Origin of the sequence: Bradyrhizobium sp. Rc2d (assembly GCF_900099855.1) — a bacterium.
Classification (GTDB): Bacteria; Pseudomonadota; Alphaproteobacteria; order Rhizobiales; family Xanthobacteraceae; genus Bradyrhizobium.
In genome coordinates this window covers 97469-115632 of record NZ_FNCU01000025.1, presented here as the reverse complement: position 1 = coordinate 115632, position 18164 = coordinate 97469, and the positions used below count along the sequence as shown (strand labels likewise).

Here is an 18164-nt window from a genome sequence, read left to right as displayed (position 1 = left end):
TCAGAGGCCGGACAGATGGCAGCATCCGACTACGTGCCAATCTTCCTCTAAAATACCGCTTGCATCCGGCGGGGCGTCCACAGATGAGTACGCGCTCTGCGAACCTTGCCTGTCGGGCAAACCACGCCGGATGTGCACGCGGCACGTCGTCCATGCAATCCTTCATATGGCGGACTTGCCGTTAGCTCGTTCGCTCGTGTGGACGTCCCGACGATCGGCATCCTCATGAATGTTGCCGGGCTATTCCTGAAGTGGCGGTCCCGTTCGGCTCGGTCCACAGCCAGCCAACGAGGCCGGCAAGTGCGCTGCAACTCGCGGTCACAAGCATGATCGTGCGCAGCGCGCACTCAAATGCGGCAACCACCTTTTCATGAATGCCGGACTGTCCGGACATCACGGCATTCAGGGCTTCGTTGGCTTGCGGGGGCGTTGGTCCGACAAGATGATATGAAAAGCTTGCAAACAACGTTGCCCCGAGCGCTGCGACCGCGAGCAGGCCGGCTATTCGCGCGACCGCGTTGTTGACGCCGGAAGCAATACCGGCGTGGACGTTGCCGGCGGCAGCCATCACTGTCGACGTTAGCGGCGGAACTGTGATCGACATGCCGATACCCAGCAGGAAGATCGACGGAAACACACCGACCCAAAAAGGCTGCCTGAGATCGACAACGGCAAGCATCGCCAAGCCGCAGGCCGCGATGATGGGCCCCATCGTGAGCAGCGAGCGCGGCCCCAAACGGTCGGTCAGAGTGCCCGCGAAGGATGCGCCGAAACCCATGATCAGGGCAAAAGGCAGCAATGCCGCTCCAGCTTGTGTCGCGGAGTAGCCGCCGAGCCGGATCAAGCCGAACGGCAGATAATAGAGTGCGCCACCGAGCGCGAAGTAGAGTAAAAGCGTCAGCGCATTCGTTGCGGAAAAATTCCGTGATCGGTAGAGTGACAGCGGCATCATCGCCCATTCATGGAGTCGGGCTTCGATCGCGACGAATAAAACAAGGAATGCGGTTCCCACTCCGAGGGCGGCCAGCACTGTTTTGTCGCGAAATCCCGCCGTCGGAATGGCACTGAGACCCCACGTGATCGTAGCGAGGCCAATCGCGACTGTGACGGCGCCGCTCCAGTCGAGTTGCTTCGCGTGCGGATCGCTGCTCTCGCAGGCGAAGCGAAGTGCAAGTCCGGCCGCGGCAATCGCGAGCGGGACGTTTAGCAGGAAGATCGCCCGCCATGAGACCTGATCGACCAGCCAGCCACCCAGTGGCGGGCCTGCTGCCAACATCAGTGCACCTGCGCCTGCCCATATCCCGATTGCCTGGCTCCGCTCGTGCTCGTCGAAGGTCGCTCCTAACATTGCCAGACTGGCCGGCGTTAACAGGGCGGCGCCAAACCCTTGAACCGCGCGGCTGACGGTGAGCGCCGCAATGTTTGGCGAGAGCCCGCAAGCGACGGAGGCAGCGGTGAAGACCGTAACGCCCAGAACAAAAATCCGGCGTCGACCATAGAGGTCGGCGGCGGAGCCACCGATCAGCACGAGCGCGCCCAGCAGCAGCATATAGGCGTTGACGATCCACTGTGTTGCTGCCGCATCCGAATGTAACGCCTGTTGGATTGCGGGTAGCGCGATGTTCACTACCGATCCGTCGAGGAACGCCATGCTCGACCCGACTATGGTCGCCGCCAGCGTCAGCCACTTGCATCTTTGCGACAGAGCCCGGTCAAAACAGGTTGTCGCGTGGATGACCCCCGCGTCGCAGGGCGGCCGTGTGAATCCAACCATTGGATGCTCGAGAAAGACGGTTTTCGCCGGTGAGGGTGCGCCTTGCGTATACAGTTAGCAATACTCGCCCGCCAAAGGTCGCCGCGTCTTGATCTTGTGACAAACCGGATTAGGCTCGCGCCAACCCGTTAGTTCCGAGCCTGATCTAAAGCCGACAATGGGACGTTGGCGAATGACCGCTTTGACCACAAGCGCCCGTTCTCGGTCCGATGAATATGCTGAGCACGTCGGTTAGGCCCAAAACCAGGCTCTGTCTTCGGTGCGAAGTCGCGCATTATGGGTCACAATGGCAGACCGGCCCTACTGCGTTTCTTCGTCTAGATTTGAGCGCCGAATAGACCTCGCCTCACATCATTTAGGTGCTGTGACCGCCCGGATGAAGCTTAGTTGGAGGAAGCACTGTGAACGCAAACTGGCCAGACATCCCGTTCGAGCAGTGGCGCGAGACATGTTCCGCGCTCCATATCTATTCGCAGATCGTGGGTAAGTACCGACTTGCACGAACGCCTTGGCTCAACCATTCCTGGCATGCGACCCTCTACGTCAACGCACGCGGGTTGACGACTTCGCTGGTACCGGACGGGGCTGGCATTGAGATCACCTTTGATCTCCGGAAACATGCCGTCATCGGAGAAGCAGCAGACGGGCGCACGACCGAGCTTCCGTTAGGACCGATGTCTGTAGCTGACTTCTATGCACATTTCCTCGAACTCGTTCGGCGTATTGGGGGCACGCCGGAGCTTCACGACCGACCCAGCGAGGTGCCAGCTCCCATCCCATTTCGCGATGATCGGCAAACGAGGCCCTACGATGCTGCAGCCGTGACAAGGTTCTTCGAGGCGCTCGTGCTCGCCAACAATGTGTTCACCCGATTTCGAACCGGCTTCACCGGAAAGGCTAGTCCCGTTCATCTCTTTTGGGGCAGCTTTGATCTAGCGGTCACGCGCTTCTCTGGACGCCCCGCGCCCCTACATCCGGGTGGCATTCCTTCTTTGCCGGACGAGGTGACCCGCGAGGCATACAGTCATGAAGTCTCGTCGGCAGGTTTTTGGCCGGGCGGCGGCGGCACGGATTTTGCGGCCTTTTACTCCTATGCCTATCCCGCTCCTGCAGGTCTTGCGGACGCGAAAGTGATGCCCGATGGAGCCTACTTCGACCGGAAGCTCGGGGAATTTCTCTTGCCTTACGATGTGGTGAGACAATCAGCTGACCCAGAGGTAGCGCTGATGGCCTTCCTGGAGAGCACATATCTGGCTGCAGCCAACCTCGGGCATTGGGATCGTAGGGCCCTCGATTGTCCCACCGGCGTACCCCGCCGACCGCGGCCATTGAGCTAAGGGGCCCAAGGTCCCACAGCTGATTTTCAACTTGAAGACAGCGAAATCGATGAACTCTGAATTGCCGGCAAACTTGATCGCTCGCGTCGACGAGGTGATTGAATAGCTTGGTCGCCTTACGATGCCGGTTACCAATTTGGTCTGGAAATCGTCGATCGTTGGCAGGACCGAGACTTTCGGCTGGGCACGAGCACCGCAGGGCTGCTGTGGTCGGAGTGCTTCGTCGCGCGCCGCGCGTCGCATAGTTGCGTCCGCAAACCGTCGCGCGACATGTATCGCGCGTCGTGCACCGAGAGACCGAAAAAGGCTGCGAAGCGAGCCGTCCTCAACATTCTCAAAAGCTACACAGGATATTACGACGCGTTTTCCGAGATGATCCAAAATGCGTTGAATGCCTTTGACGAGTCGAAGCGCTTGAACCCGCAGTTTCTACCGAGACTTTGGGTGAAGATTGATCTGCAGAAGAATAGCGATGCAATAGCAGCACTCTGCTGCTGTAACCTCGGCGGCGGCAGCAGCTTTAACAGAAGGAGCTTGAAATCGCGTGGGGCCAGCGTTTCGGCTTAGGGTCCCCTAGCGGCAAATGAGACCCGTTCGATTTGCGGGGATCGTGCAAGATCAGCCATAGCTCGACGATGCTGATCGCTCGTGCGGTCCAGATTGATTCCGGCGATACCAAGACAAATGGCGAGCGCCACTAGAGTGATCCAGGGGGCCCCAGCACCGTCGTTCCTCCCTGTGCGTCCCCTCCAATGTTCTAAAAGTTCCTAAATGGTTCCAGTTCTCCGAGGGAATAAAAGCCGGGAACTGCAAGATGGTCCAGAACCGGAGCTCATCTCCTAGGGTTAACTTTATGAAAGGCCGAAGGCAGGACCCCAATCATTGGCACGAGCACGCTGAGAAATGGCGGGCTTCCGGCCAAGAATATAGTTTCTACGCCATGAAACTTCTGACTGAATACATAGAACACGCATTGCAGTTTGAGCGCTTGGCTGCCCAAGAAGCTGATCCAAAGCTCAAGGCTCAGTTCGCCGAACAAGCGAAAGCCTATCGCGAGTTGGCTGCAGAGCGCGCTGCCCGGTACGGACTCCCGCCCCCTAGTCCGCCCCCAGAAGCCACGCCCGTTTGAAGACCGCCTCAGTTGGCAGTCTTTTTGACTCGTCCCTTACACGGCGCAGGTAGTAATAATGTTCAATTAGGAGCCTCTACAGCCAACTCGCGGGAATTTGCCACTCGCTCTGTTCCCGCGGTTCGTTCGATGGGCCTCGCAGCTAGACGTGGCAACGTATTCTGATGCCCTATCGAAGCCATTTTGGCCTTCGGAGTCATGATGTTCGGAGTGCGGAGAAGCCAGACCGTCTTCCCTACCGAGAGCACCTAAGACGCAGCGTTTGAGCAAGTTTTTTTATAGATTCTCTCCCTCCGGCGACAGAACTGCTTACCTCCCGGTCCGTTCTCAGTGCTTCGCCGTTTTTGGGTGAGAGTTCTGTGCGTCAAGTTCAGCAAAATTGATCATGGGGTCCGGCCGAGCCATCCCCTCGGAGCCGCCGTCGCTCGCTTGCCCAAAAGCGTAGCGCTGGCGAGCGACGGCGGCGGAGAGGGGTGGCGTGCATCCCCTTGGTGGGCCTGAGCATCGTCAGGCCGCCTGGCGTAACGCCTCCTTCTTGTGCTCCTTCAAGAGATCCATGTTGAGATAGTGATGATCCTCGAGCCACGCCTCATGGCGCTCGACGGTCAGCGCCCGCACCAGCCGTAAACAGCTCTCGGCATTGGGGAAGATTCGCACCGCATGGGTGCGCCGCCGGATTTCCTCGTTGAGAGTGCACCAGCGGCAGCCGGAAGTAGGTCAAGGTCTCCTCGATGTTGTCCTCGACCCAGCCGGTGAGCTTGGGGTATTTGCCGCCCCATTTGCCAAGCCAGGCCGCCAGATCGCGCCGCACCTCGCCAAGATCGCGCCGGTCGTACATCCAGCGCAACTCGAGCAGGCAATCGTCGTCGATCTTGCGGGGCACATAGTCGAGCGCGTTGCGCAGGAAGTGCACATAACAGCGCTGCCAGAACACACCGGCCAGCACTTCGGCGATCGCCTTCTTCAGTTCGGGATGATCGTCGGAGACGACGAACTCGACGCCATGCAGGCCGCGGGCCTTCAGGCCTTCCAAAAACTCCTTCCAGCTCGACCGGCTCTCCCGGTTGGCAAGCTCGACCGCGAGCACCTGACGCCGGCCCTCCCAGTCGACCCCGATCGCGATCAGCACCGCCTGGCTCGCGATGATGCCATCGTCCCTGACGCGCTCGTAGCGGGCGTCCAGGATCAGATAAGGGAACGGCTCCTTGAGCTTGCGTTCGCAGAACGCCTTCAGCGACGCATCCAGCCGCTTGTTGATCGCGCTGATCGCAGAGGCCGAGAAGGCATGGCCCACCAGTTCCTCGGTGACCTGCTTGACCTTCCGCGTCGAGACGCCTTGCACGTACATCTCGGCCAAGGCCGCAACCAGCGCCTTCTCCGAGCGCTGGTAGCGCTCGAACAGCTCGGTCGAGAACCGCCCCTGCCGATCCTGCGGCACCTTTAGCTCGATCTTGCCGACCCGGGTGATCAGCGAGCGGGGATAGTAGCCGGAGCGATAGCCAAGCCGTCCTTCGCTGCGCTCCCCTTTCTTTGCACCCAGCGTCTCCGTCATCTCGGCTTCGAGAATGTCCTGCACCGCACCCTGGATCAGCGGCTTCAGGAACTCCTTGTCCGACCTCTTTGACTGCAGCGACATCCGTCCTAATCTTTGTCACGGTCATGGCGGGTCCAAGCTCCTCTACGAGCGGTGATCTTCGCAATCACCGGACTTACCATGACCGCTTCAGCCTCTCAGCTTTTGCAGAACCTCCCGCACACTACCTGGGTGAGTAAGTCAGTAAGACTAGCAGGGTGCTTGATCGTGAGCCTGTCAGGCGTCTCGACTGAAGGACCTTTTCGAGCGGTGGAAGGATGGTAAGCGGCAGGCTGACGAAGGCGGTGTCACTCATGCCGCCAAACCTTAACCGCAGATATCAGCAGGATCGCGGCGAGGCCGGGCAGCAGGATCGCGCTGGGCACAACACCAAGCAGGCCACCAACGAAGGTGTCCACGATTGAACCGCCCGCCATTGCGAGCACGAACGGCCAGTTGTCGCGGATGACTGCGAAGCTCTGATCCCGGGTGTAGCGTGCGAAGCCGACAAGCATCGTCGGTAGGCTGATTGCCAGCGATAGACTTCCCGCCAGCTTAATCTCGGCGCCGAACAGCGGGATCAGGGTGGAATTAGAAACTCTCCGCCAGCCACGCCCAGCAGCGACGCCACGACGCCAATGACGAACCCTGCCGCTACACCCGCGACAATCAAGGACACGCCTATCAGGGGCGGTGCTGTCACGGCTGCGGCATTGTGCGCGAAGATCAGGACGCCAGCGATCAGGACCAGCAGTGCGGCGATGATCTTGTAGAGCGTCTCTGACTTGAGGCGCATTGCCCATGATGCGCCAGCATACGCGCCGACGAGGCTGCCGGTGAGCAAGTTCACAATGACCGGCCAATGCGTGCCGATCTCTGCAAACGGAACGGAGCGTGCGCGGAAGGGCAGCGCTGTTACTATGACGATAAGGCTTGTCGCCTTGTTCACGATCACGGCTTCGAAGCCGCGAAACTTGAATAGGCGGATAAGCAGGGGCAGAAGGAAACTCCGCGCCACCGAGGCCAATAAGGCCGCCCAGCGTGCCAATGGTCGTGCCAGCACCGAAAGCAGCCGATTTACTTCTCATAAGAATATGACGGAACGGGCGCGATGGCGCCAGATGACTTTGCCCGTGATCCGTCGTGGCGGGGAGCTTCACACCTGCTTACGGCAGGGCGTGGGGCTGCGGAACATCTTAGCCCAGAATTTGGGGCACCGGCAAAGATGCGGGCCATCGAAGGTCCGTTGGGGTCAAAAGCGTTGATCAAGAGCGGGTGAGCAATTTCCGGTCCACGTCAGGATCTCGCCGCTAACGTGCTGTTCGGCTAGGGCCACAGAAGCTCGGCCTGATGCGCGGGGCCGAGGCTCCTTGCTCAATAGAGCACCGAGGGCAGATAAAAGCCCTTAGGCTCGTTGTAGAGGCCGGTCGTCATTAGGGTCATCTGGTGCACGAGTCGGAGGCCATTTTGCAGACACCAGCGGAATAGTTCGCTATTTCGGGTCGGCACCAAAAAGCCGCCGCCGGGAAAGCCCGGAGCAGATCCGATCAGGGCCTTCAGACCTTCGTTGCTCTCGGCGACGGCATGGGCGAAGAACCCGACATCCGTCGCGTAGGCGGTGATCTGGCCGAGATGCACGACGACCCGCGCCGTTCCCGCATTAATCGCGTCATCGAGTTCGCCGCCACGATCATGACCGTGAACCCGGCGGCATAACAAGTTGCAGGCCACGAGATCGGTAGCGCCGGCCGGACGCACGTCGTACCCCGGCAAGCTGACGCCCAGCGGCGCCCCGTTCATTTTCGAGATCGTCTCGCGGGTGTCAAAGCCGAGCTTGGCGTACAAACACAAAGAACGATTGTGAAATGTGGATTGCAGCAGCCTCACCCCGGCCGCACGCCGATCGCTCGCGCGGTCGAGCGCAGCCTGCATCAATCGGCGCCCAATCGTCGCGTTCTGTGAGGTCGGATCAACTGTGATCGGCCCGAGTCCGGCAATCGGGCCGCGTTCATCGAGAAAGTTGCTGCCGACAACCTTTCCGTCCTTTTCGGCGACAAGCGAGTAGAACCCCGGGTTGGACAGCAGCATCATCAGGACCTGCGCGGCCACCTCCACCGACGGAAAATCCCACGGGAAGTTGTGCTCGTCGTCAATTGCCCTGAACGCCTCGAAGCAGATTTTTCCGCAAACGGTGGAATCCGACGGCGCGCCGGGTCGCAGCACGATGCTCATTCGTCCCTCCCCTGCGAATTGCTCTGACGCCTTATCCGAGCCAACAGTTCCGGGGATTTCAAACTGCAGCTTATTGCTCTCAGCGTAAATTATCCAGAGCTTCGCTGCTATGCGCCTCCGTCTTCTTCAGAGTACCCAAGAAGGAGTTCCTCCGAATTGTGATCTACTCGCCGATGTCTGGGTCGGGTCATCTTCTTATCTGCTACTTAATGTCCGCTTAGTGCCGAAAGCAGCCTAGCCGGTGAAAGCGATAAGCGTAGGTGCGCTGAGTTAGCCAGAGCCGTTGGCTCAAGGATCGATCGCCTAGTGCGGGCGGCCATGCAGCCGGCTTTACCGCGGGCGCTACTCGCCGCGCTAGCTTTGATCTTGCGCCGGGCCGGCGGCGCCTAATCTTTCAGAGGTACTTTGGGGTCTGCCCGCGACGCGGTACGCGGGACGGCGCCGCGTTTGCGCGTATTATACCGTGGTGATTTTCCGCTTTGCTCCCGCGCGCTAAAGCCGCCCCTGAATGCATCTGAATGCCCCGTTCACGAGCCGCTGCAAAGCACAAGATCGTCTCAATTGGTGGCCTCGACGCGTACAACGAACTGGCCCCAGCGTCCGAGCAGAGGGGCCGCCGGGGCCGCTCCCAGAAGCCCCCTAAAAGGATTGTGTCAGCTCCGAGGAATCGTAAATTCAAATGTAGCACCATGTGGCTCGTTCGGGGTGACGCACAACCGTCCTCCGTGCGCCTCAATAATGGACCGACAGATGGCAAGGCCCATTCCCATGCCGTCGGGCTTGGTCGTGTAAAACGGCTGAAACACGCGCTCGATACTCGCCGCGTCGACGCCCGGCCCCGAATCACGCACCAGAACCAGCACACTTCCGGCGGGATCCGTCTTGGTGCAGATCTGTACATCCCGCGCCCCACGATCGAGGACGGCAATGGCCTCGACTGCGTTCAGGATCAGGTTCATAAGCAATGCGCTCACCGTCGATCTGCGGCAAATCCTTCGCAAGTTGCGTACGTAGCGTGATGCCATGCCTCAGGGCTTCGGCGCGGACCAGGGCGATGACATCGAGGACCGCTTCGTTGAGGTCGAACCGACTCCTGTGGGGCGGCGCTTTCTTGGCCAGAGCACGGATCCCGTGGACGATGTCGCCAGCTCGTTGGCTGTCCGCGACGATGTGGTCGAGAGACTCACGGACCTTGTCTAGTTTGGGCGCCCAACCAGTTCAAGGCGGCGTCGGCGTTAGTGACCACCGCGGAGATCGGCTGATTGACCTCATGGGCGATCGAGGCCGTCAGCTGCCCCATCGTGGCGACCCGATTAGCGTGGGCGAGCTCGGCCTGGGTCTTCTGGCGTTCGATGATGCTCTCCTTGAAAACCTGAACCGCCGCCGCCATCGCGCCGATTTCGTCGTTCCGATCAACCTCAGGGACTTCGATGCTGATGTCGCCTTTGGCGAGCGCTGCCATGGCGCCGGTCATGCGGGTAATCGGCGTTGCGATGCCGCGCGTGAGTAGAACCCCCATCAACACCGCGATGAAGAGCGAGGCGGCGGCGCCGACAACGGTCATCGTGTAGGCCGTCGCGTACGCCTGCCTCTGTGCGGCGTCGCGCCTTGCCAACAAATCTCGCTCAACCCTGTCGATTTCGTCCACCTTGGCACGGAGGCCGTTCATGGCAGTTTTGCCGGCCCCCGAGCCCTCCAGCCCGCGCGCTTCCTCGCGCGTCTCGGGCCTCGCCATCAACGCAATCTCCCGCTCGGCGACCTCTAAGCGCCACTTCTTCGCCAACTCGTTTAATTCATCGAACCGATTCTGCTCGGCGCCATTATTCGAGGTGAGATCCTTTATTTTCCGGATGGCCGCGCTGAAGCTGTCGCCGCCCTTGTGATAGGGCTCCAAAAAATTCTGGTCGCCGCTGATCAAATAGCCGCGCACACCGGTTTCCTGATCCAGCATTGCCTCCTTTAAGTCCTGCAGGGTGTCCAGTACGTCGGTCGTGTGAATACGGCGATCTTTGGCCCATTCGATCGCGCGAAGCCGATCGTACACGATTCCACTGCTGACAATGATGACCGCGACTACGGCAGCAAACGCGGTCATGAGCTTGCGCGAGATCGGCAAATTCGCAAAGGTGTTCACGTCAACCTCGGATCGCCAGTTAAGTAGAGACTGGACCCGGTTGACGGGCGCCGCAACGTCCTTGTAACGCGGTAATGAGTCACAGCAATGTGGCTGCGCAGGGATGAGTCACACCTAGTCCGGGCCGTAAACGGTCCTACAGGCGGCAAATCATGGATGCACTGGCAAGCAAACCGGCAGTGGAAACATGGCCGGTTGATCGTTTACGGCCCTATGAGCGCAATTCGCGCCGGCATTCGGCCGGGCAAATCGAGCAGATCGCTGCGTCAATCCGGCACTGGGGCTGGACGATGCCGATCCTCGCGGCCGATGACGGTATGGTTCTAGCCGGTCACGGGCGCCTAGCCGCCGGCAAGCTGCCGGGATTTACCGAGGTTCCCGTTATCGTGGCGCGCGGATGGACCGATCAGCAAAAGCGCGCCTATGTCATCGCCGATAATCGGCTGACCGATGCCAGCGATTGAGATGACGAGATGTTGCGGCTCGAATTGGCCGACCTCGTGGAGGGCGGTTTCGAGATCGCGCTGACCGGATTAAAAGAGGACGAGCTATCGCGGCTGTCCGTCGGCGTCGGCGAGCTTGAGCACATGCCGGAATTGCCGGACGGTGATCGGTCGCCACTCCGCGACATGACGTTCTTTCTGTACGGCGATCAATTCGGGATCGTCGAGCGCGCGATAGCCAGGGCGACCAAGCCGCGCGATCCGAGCAATCCCAACCGATCGCCGCAAGGCAATGCGCTCGCCGCGGTCTGCGCCGAATATCTAGAGCGCGTATCATAAATCGAGTTTCATTGGTGCGGCTTACGCGATGTCCGCTATGCCCCGACACCGACCGAATATCGCAGCGCAACGAAATGACGCGATGGGCCCAAAATACTCCGTTGGAAAAGATCGACGATTTGAAAGAGATCGCCGAAGCCGAGTTGGAATTTGTCCAACGGTGGCGCACCGCCGGCCCAGGGAAGCGGCAAGAATGAAGTTGACCACAAGGTAGACGTCTTCGCGGGGAATCCGCACGACCGCCCCGGCGCGAACTCCAAGTAAACACCGCAGTTTTGATCGCGGGGGTAGCCGTGCCTCCTGCGAGGAGACACGGCCGCCGGCGTCCACAACATAAGTGGCACCGTGACGGCAGAATCGCGTTTCGGCAGCCGAGCTGCGCCAGAACCGAGCCGTTGACACGAGGCCGCTCCTTGAGCGCGGGCGCTACTCGCCGCGCTAGCAGTGATCTTGCGCGGGGCCGGCGGCGCCTAAGCTTTCAAGTACTTTGGGAACGGGGAGGCCACGCGGGTACGCGGGACCGCCCGCTTCGCGCATATTTCGCGCCAGCGTTCTTGGCCTTTGGTTCCTCGGATATTCAACCCTGAATGTCCGACGTGTTCTCTGTTTCAGCGGAAACTTCGGCCCCGCACAAGCGCACCAAGATCCGGCCGCGAAGCTACTTCGGATTGCGCGGGAACGGGATGAACCCATCCCGGTTCGGCATTCTCACCTTGGGGAGCGACTGCGCGTCGATTGCATCGTTCGATCCAATGATCCCGTTGAGGTTGAGGATGTAGGCTGAGACCGCGTAAACTTCGTCCGCGGTGAGCGATTTCGACTCTTGGAACGGCATGGCGCGGCGGATGTAGTCGAACAGCGTTGTTGCATAGGGCCAGAAACTTCCCACCGTCTTTATTGGTGTTTTGCCCGGCGCCAGTGTGCCCATGCCGCCGGCGAGCGCTCCAGCGAGCGCGACACTGGGGCTGATTCCCTTCTCGCCGTGACAGGCCTGACATTTCGCGACATAGATCGCTTCGCCCTCGATTGCGGTGCCACGACCAGGAGGCAGACCTGCGCCATCCGGTCCGATGCTGATGTCCCACGCTGCGATGTCGGCGGGCGCGATCGGTTGGCCGAACTGCTGGGCCTGGGCCACGGCCGCCGGGGCAATGGTCAGCGTAGTTATGCAGACTGCAATGGCTTTAAGCGTAGACATTGCTGGCCTCCCCCATCTCGTCGATGCGCCAGCTTGCGATGGCGTTGTAGTGGTAGACCCCACGCAAGCCGCGCTCGTCGACAAACTGCGCGCGCGTTGGCTGCACCATGCCCGTGTCATCGGTGGCGCGACTCTGCAGCACGGCGGGACCGCCATTCCATTGCCACGCGGCGTGGAAGCGCACGAGCGCCTTTGGCAGGATCGGCCCCTGCAAAGCTGCTGGCGCCCAGCTCCGTCCGCCGTCAGCCGACACGTCGACCTGCCGGATGCTGCCATTGCCCGACCAGGCCAGCCCGGAAATCTCGTAGAATCCCGGTTCCTTCAGCACGAGCCCCGGCGACGGACGCGTGATGACGGATTTTACTTCGATCGGGAACACGAACTGCCAGGCCTTTTCATCCTTGAGCAGGATCGTGTATTTCGATGTTTCGTCTTTAGTCATGGCCGGGCCCGCAGTCAGCTTGAGCCGGCGCAGCCACTTCACGTTCATGTTGCCCTCGAAACCAGGCAGCAGCAGCCGCACCGGATAGCCGTTCGAAGGCCGCACTCGCTCGCCGTTCTGATACAGACAGACGAGCGCATCATCCATCGCCTTGGTGAGCGGGATGCTGCGGCTCATGGCGGCGGCGTCAGCCCCCTCGGCGATCACCCAGCGCGCCTCAGGTTCGATGCCTGCTTCATCGAGCAACGTGGAGAGCCGCACGCCGGTCCATTCCGCGCAACCCACGAGGCCGTGAATAGCCGCCACATTGAGCGGTTGGGCCTGGGGCGCGTTGAGCGCCAGGCTGTTGCCGCCACACTCGATGAACGCGATGCGCGATTGCATTGGATAGCGCGACAGCGTTTCGACCGTAAATACAAGCGGGCGCTTCACAAGCCCATGGATCACTAACCGATGTTGATCGGGATCGATTTCTGGGATGCCGGAATGGCTACGCTCGAAATGCAGCCCGGATGGCGTGATCATTCCTTCGAGCATGTGCAGCGGCGTGCGTGATGCGCCGACACCGGCCGGGTTGGGGGGCGGCGGAAAGACTTTGACGACCTTGCTCTCGAACGGGGAGGGCTGGCCGTAGCCCGCAAATCCCGGACCCGGCACCTTCATCCATTGCTGGACCGTAAGCGGTTCTTCCGATCCATAGGACAGGCCGGCTCCAGTCGCACCGAGAATGAGCGCGCCTTCAAGAAAGAAACGGCGGCTTAGAATTCCATTGCCCGCCGCGGGATCGTCTGGTTCGGGATGGGTTCTTCTGGCCATGAGCGGCACTCCCTCGTTGCAGACTAAGCATTTCGCGTGCCCGTGCGCACGGCGGTTGCTCGGTGAGAGACCGGCACAAAGGAAGTCGGATTTATGAGAGTGCGATGCCCGCCGACGGCATTCCCCGCTGCCGTTCGCCTCGAACGGAGACGTCGGCACGCCCCGTCTCGAAAAGCAGCTCTAAAGAAGAATACAGAACTCCTCGCCGATCCAAAAGAGCTTGATATGGCCAGGATGTCGCACAAACAATCCACTCAAAGCCAGCGACTCGGATGTCCGACGTCAAAAACGGGCGTCGAGCCTCAGCGCGGCGATGTCTGCTTGGAGACGAAAAAAGCAGACCCTAACCAGACGGTCGTTACCCTAAGCCTTTCCAAATTAATTCGGAGCTGGGGACGGTCCGCCCCTCCGTCATGCCCTCGTTGTTAATCGCTGGAAAGGACCCATACAACACGCTTCGCAAACTCAGCGTGCCAGGCGGCGAGGCTTAATCACTATCTTACTCTCGGTGAAGAGTAGCAAGGTAGCAGCGTAGCACCGTACTTATCCTTACGCCTCGTCTCCGCTGTGGAAGTAATATTCATTTCCTCTTCTTCCGCTGGAGTGATGATGTAGCAAGGGAACGGAGCAGTGGCTACGCTGTCGAACTCAGTTAACTAATTGTTTTCATGCGTAGATACATCGTGGCCGGCGTAGCAGCGTAGCAATCGACCCCGTCTATTCGTTACTGGAAGCGCTAAAGGGGCTGAGTATCTTCCTTCTGTAGCCGCCACGAGCTGCTGCAAATTGCAGTTAAGGAAGATTAGAGATGACAATCCATCTGACAAATTATCGTCGCTTCCCGCGATGTGAGAAGGAGCGAATTCTGCAACAGCTCGATCGCGATTCCGGTCAGTCTGAGGCCCTGATCCGCGGAGTGGCTAAAGACAATTTCGGTAACATGGAGCGGGCGGAGTCCGCTGTGATGTTCATGGCGGACGTTCTGCAAGAGCATTGGGAGCGCTGCGGGGAGGTCCCCTGGCCACGCGAGACACTAGCTTCGTTGCTGACAGCTATCCAAGAAGAAGTCTGGGAGGAAAAACAGGCAGCTGGCGAACGCCTCGCTGTGGCGCGGCGGCAGGCGGATTTGGCTCGGAAGATGGCGGTGGCCGAAGAAGCAGCTCAGAAGCGTGCAACTGAGGAGACCCGAAAGAGGGACGCGGAGGCGACGAAGAGGGTTGCGTCAGAGTTTGGTATTACGACGAGGCAAGCGCGCAATCTGAGGGTCGAGGGAACAGTCAATCCAAGGAAGGCCGAGCAGTTAGCGATCATTCTCGGTACTGAACCTGCTGCTCATCTACGTCGTAGGCGACGTCGTGGTATCAATTTGGTCAAGCTCTTTGCGGACGTCAAAATTGAGGATGCTCGTTTTTGTCGCTTTCTCTCGGACGAGGACATTGGTCGGGACACGAATGCCTTGATCGACTTTTTCAAGAACAACCAAGGGCGCATCGGAATTTGGGAACCAGAATCCCTTGAGGATGTCGTGCATCAGGCTCGCCTGCTAAGATTCCCGCACTGCTCTCTAGATCTGGCTGAAGAGGCTTGGAAGTCGTTCCAGATTTGGCGAATTGAGACGATCTGTCGAACCGCTCTCTATGACATTCAGTTCTAGAGTTATTTTCGTAAGCGTACGGTCAACAACGGTCAACACCACCTGCGCTCAAGACCTCTTGTTGGGCTATCCGCCCGAAAGCAGACGTATTATGCTCACTTGCAGTTTTGGCGTTCATAAGCAAAACCGGTTCTTTGAAGCCGGATTGCGTTTGATCGCGAACTTCGGCGTTATCAGCCTGCCCTTGGCCAGCGTCGCGCCCTAGTATTCGCAGCAGCGCCGAGGAGAACCGGCGGGGCGACCTGACTGTTAGTGAGCACTTCGATTTTTCCGCGTTCCATAACCGAATTCTGCCGCATTGGTCCGCGAGCGCGGCGACCTCAAAGGGTTGATTGCTATGGGCAGGATAGTGGAGCTTCCGTCGATCAAACCCCGCTCGACGAGTCGCCGTCAAGGTCTTCGCAAGCTATCACCTGATCTCATCAGCAAGGCAAGGGATGAGACCGCCACGCAGGTCACCCGCCTTGGCTGACATTCTTCGGCACGGCCGCGTTTTGTCTTCTTTCCTTGCTCAGTCCCGACAGCGCCCTCCTGGGCGCCACTTTTCAATGCATTGATCTTCTATGTCTTGCTGCCGGTGACGATGATGCTCTTTGCATGGAAGGCCGCCGTGTTCCGCGCCTGGGGATCGGGTCTGATCCTCGTTGCGGTTGCCATGTCATGCTACCGTTTAGTAGGTTCTCTTGGCGGACGAAGGGGTTGGTGGGCATAGGCGCGGCGATAATCGCCGGCGGGATCCTGCTTAGCTTCGGGCCTTCGCATTATCGTCAATTTGATTTGTATCATGCAAACCTGTCAGGTCGGTGGCTCTTGGGAGAAGACCTCTGCAAGGCAAACCTAAGGGATGCCAACCTGCGCGAAACGAATCTGCGCGGCGCCGACCTTAGCGATGCGGAAAGCGATGCGGAACTGAGTGGCGCCAACCTGAGCCGCGCCAACTTGAGCCGCGCGAAGCTTCGCGGCGCCAAGCTAATCGATGCCGACCTGAGCAAGGCCGACCTGAGCGGCGCCGACCTGAGCGGCGTCGATCTGCAATGGGCTGTTCTGAGCGAGGCGAAGCTCACCAACGCCAAGCTGATCGGTACCTGCTTGAGAAATGCCGACCTGAGAAATGCCAGTCTAAGCGGCGCCGACCTGAGCCGCGCCTTTCTGAGCAATGCCGACCTGAGCGGCACCGATTTACGTCAGACGCAATTAGATGAGGCGTGTGGCATCGCCAAGGGGCTCACACTGAAGCCGTGCGCGACGGCTTGTTAACCTGCGCGTCCACGGCTTCGTTGAAGGGCAGAATGTCACAATCCAGCGGACGTCTCTTATTGGCGGCCCTTCGGCGACCTCCAGCGACCTCCGCTATTGAGCGGCTATCGGCGGACAAGCGGACATCAGCCGTGCCAAAGGGCACAACCAACAGTATTATGGGTGCACGGCCGAGAACACACTTCCAAACGCGAAGGCCTAGGGTCCACTGGCACGAAACGCGATGCGGGCAGTCCGGAGGCGCGGACCACCCCCAGCTATAGATTAATTTGAAAAGGTGTGGACCTTCAGTCAATCAACGTGTTGAAGCGGGTCCGCAGCAGTGTCCATTCCGAAAACAAGCGATCGTTCTGCCTAGCTGCAACGAGATTTGAGATGTCGTCGTCGTCCAACGCAAGGATATAGCCCCTACCGTCCTTCGCTGTGTCGGTACAGCGCTTCAAAAAGAGTGCTTTGTCCTCAAAGGTTCGACAGACCAGCAGACCAATTTTCCCCCGACTAGGTGAAAATCTACCGGAGAGTTGATCTAACTCCGGATTCCCCAATTCCTTTCCGTAATTCTTGCACTCAACAAACACGTGCGCGGCTGAGTAGTGCGCTGCCAACCACTTGAAGAAGCCGTTGACGGCCATGTTTGTATAGGTCACGTCGATCCGCTTCCTGCCAGCGTGAATTTCGTGTTGCACACGCGGATTCGTAAGGTTGGGATAGAACAGGGCGGTAAGAATGCCTTCGATCGCTTTTTCGTATCGACCCGCATCCGTTCTCCCGGTAGGAACTTCCCTAACGTTGCTGAGCAAGACGTTCCAATCGACAGGAGGTGCGCCCTCCAGACCGGAAATATCATCAAGTGTCAGCGGAAGGTGCTTTTCGTCTCGCTTCAATGCCTTGTAGGTTGCTAGTGCTGTGGGGTGTTTGCGCGTCTGCGCAATGATAGCCGCTTTACCATTTCCGTATTTGCCTACGAGCGCTTTCTTTGTGACGCGCTTCCTAGTGCGCTGTCGCTTTCCTTTTCCTGACTTTATGATCTCAACAAGCTCGGAGTTCACAGCGAGTTCGTAATCTCGCATGTGTGTCAACAGAAAGTGCTGAAAGTATTCCCCTGCGTCGTACTGAAGGTGGGTTCTCACTAGCACTTTCGGCACAAGGATCAATTTGCCGCTTCCCGCCAAAGGGAGCTCGGTGAAGTTGGAATACCACTTTTGGTCCCGCGCATTCCATAATGGACCGGAATCGACGCCCGTCATCATCGGGATTTCATATTGCTCACACATTTGCTGCGTGTAACGGATCAAGGGCTCTCTTATGATATTGGTCGTCATGTCCGAGACGATATCGACCGACACGCCTTCAACCATCAAGACGGTGTCTTCCAAATCTTCGATCAAGCCGGTCTTCACGGCCTCGCTTCGGCTCAGCGATTGCCACACGTCGTGCGCAGAGCCGCTGCCAAGTGCTCGACCTCGTGCCTTGCCCTTGGAAAGCCCCAACCGTGTTTCGTTCGGCTCACGAAGTTGCTTCAACAGACGTTCGGCATCGGTGTGACGCCCCGCCCTGATGGCTTCTAGGACACCATGAAAAAAGTTCTGTACTAGATGGACGCACTCGTCACCGAAGTCCGATGGCAACATCGTCAGAGCCTTTGGACTTAGAAAAACTGGAGTGTCTTTGACGATATCGACATCGACGAAATCCAGGGTCGCTTGCGTCCGACCGAGGTTGTAATGCCGAGAAACTCTCAAGGTGCCTCGCGATGGAGTGGCTGAGCGCCTCGCTCGCAACTCCGGGATAATCAAATGGGCCTTGGGTAGATGAGTGGATAGAGCCCTGGGGAGG

General features: G+C 59.1%; 12 protein-coding genes and 2 pseudogenes. 5 read left to right on the top strand and 9 right to left on the bottom strand.

All coding sequences use genetic code 11. From position 1 onward, the window contains the following. Positions 1–223 precede the first annotated feature (223 nt). On the bottom strand, positions 224–1774 hold the full coding sequence (locus tag BLV07_RS27525; protein ID WP_091892199.1) for an MFS transporter: 1551 nt from the start codon (positions 1772–1774) through the stop codon (positions 224–226). A gap of 401 nt (positions 1775–2175) precedes the next feature. Here BLV07_RS27525 and BLV07_RS27520 point away from each other — a divergent pair, with 401 nt between their 5' ends. Then, complete coding sequence (locus BLV07_RS27520) at positions 2176–3111, top strand: DUF5996 family protein (RefSeq protein ID WP_091892197.1); 936 nt, start codon at positions 2176–2178, stop codon at positions 3109–3111. A gap of 1636 nt (positions 3112–4747) precedes the next feature. On the opposite strand, the pseudogene BLV07_RS27505 reads toward BLV07_RS27520, so the two are convergent. The 5 genes and pseudogenes from BLV07_RS27505 to BLV07_RS49000 form a co-directional block, all read right to left on the bottom strand. Beyond that, positions 4748–5901: pseudogene (locus BLV07_RS27505) on the bottom strand (IS256 family transposase). Positions 5902–6121: 220 nt separating this feature from the next. Then, a pseudogene (locus BLV07_RS27500) lies at positions 6122–6901 on the bottom strand (sulfite exporter TauE/SafE family protein). 286 nt (positions 6902–7187) lie between these two features. Beyond that, entirely contained in the window at positions 7188–8045 is an 858-nt protein-coding gene (locus BLV07_RS27495) for a GNAT family N-acetyltransferase (RefSeq protein ID WP_091892193.1), read from the bottom strand. A gap of 653 nt (positions 8046–8698) precedes the next feature. Continuing rightward, the gene (locus BLV07_RS49005; protein ID WP_244551228.1) at positions 8699–9004 is read right to left on the bottom strand and encodes an ATP-binding protein; all 306 of its coding nucleotides are present in this window, start codon (positions 9002–9004) and stop codon (positions 8699–8701) included. A gap of 224 nt (positions 9005–9228) precedes the next feature. Further along, the gene (locus tag BLV07_RS49000; RefSeq protein ID WP_244551227.1) at positions 9229–10179 is read right to left on the bottom strand and encodes a CHASE3 domain-containing protein; all 951 of its coding nucleotides are present in this window, start codon (positions 10177–10179) and stop codon (positions 9229–9231) included. 152 nt (positions 10180–10331) lie between these two features. Here BLV07_RS49000 and BLV07_RS27480 point away from each other — a divergent pair, with 152 nt between their 5' ends. Beyond that, positions 10332–10643 carry a ParB/Srx family N-terminal domain-containing protein gene (locus BLV07_RS27480; protein WP_091892191.1) on the top strand — a complete coding sequence of 104 codons (312 nt, stop codon included), beginning with the start codon at positions 10332–10334 and terminating at the stop codon, positions 10641–10643. A 9-nt stretch (positions 10644–10652) separates the two neighbouring features. Further along, positions 10653–10961, top strand: coding sequence for a hypothetical protein (locus BLV07_RS27475; RefSeq protein WP_091892189.1), 309 nt, complete (start codon positions 10653–10655; stop codon positions 10959–10961). Between the two features lie 658 nt (positions 10962–11619). On the opposite strand, the gene BLV07_RS27470 is transcribed toward BLV07_RS27475, so the two are convergent. Together BLV07_RS27470 and soxC are read right to left on the bottom strand one after the other, a co-directional pair. Then, a complete protein-coding gene (locus BLV07_RS27470; protein WP_091892187.1) occupies positions 11620–12159 on the bottom strand; it encodes a c-type cytochrome in 540 nt (179 codons plus the stop codon). Next, positions 12146–13417 (bottom strand): sulfite dehydrogenase, encoded by a 1272-nt coding sequence (soxC, locus tag BLV07_RS27465; RefSeq protein WP_091892185.1) that lies wholly within the window; start codon positions 13415–13417, stop codon positions 12146–12148. Before soxC ends, BLV07_RS27470 begins: the two co-directional genes overlap by 14 nt. Before the next feature lie 808 nt (positions 13418–14225). Here soxC and BLV07_RS27460 point away from each other — a divergent pair. Then, a complete protein-coding gene (locus BLV07_RS27460; protein ID WP_091892183.1) occupies positions 14226–15071 on the top strand; it encodes a hypothetical protein in 846 nt (281 codons plus the stop codon). A 702-nt stretch (positions 15072–15773) separates the two neighbouring features. Beyond that, complete coding sequence (locus tag BLV07_RS27455) at positions 15774–16328, top strand: pentapeptide repeat-containing protein (RefSeq protein WP_210187825.1); 555 nt, start codon at positions 15774–15776, stop codon at positions 16326–16328. Between the two features lie 287 nt (positions 16329–16615). Here the strand turns inward: BLV07_RS27455 and BLV07_RS27450 are convergent, their stop codons facing one another. Then, positions 16616–18070: a DUF8370 family protein gene (locus tag BLV07_RS27450; protein ID WP_091892181.1), complete on the bottom strand. Its 1455-nt coding sequence runs from the start codon at positions 18068–18070 to the stop codon at positions 16616–16618. Positions 18071–18164: the final 94 nt, after the last annotated feature.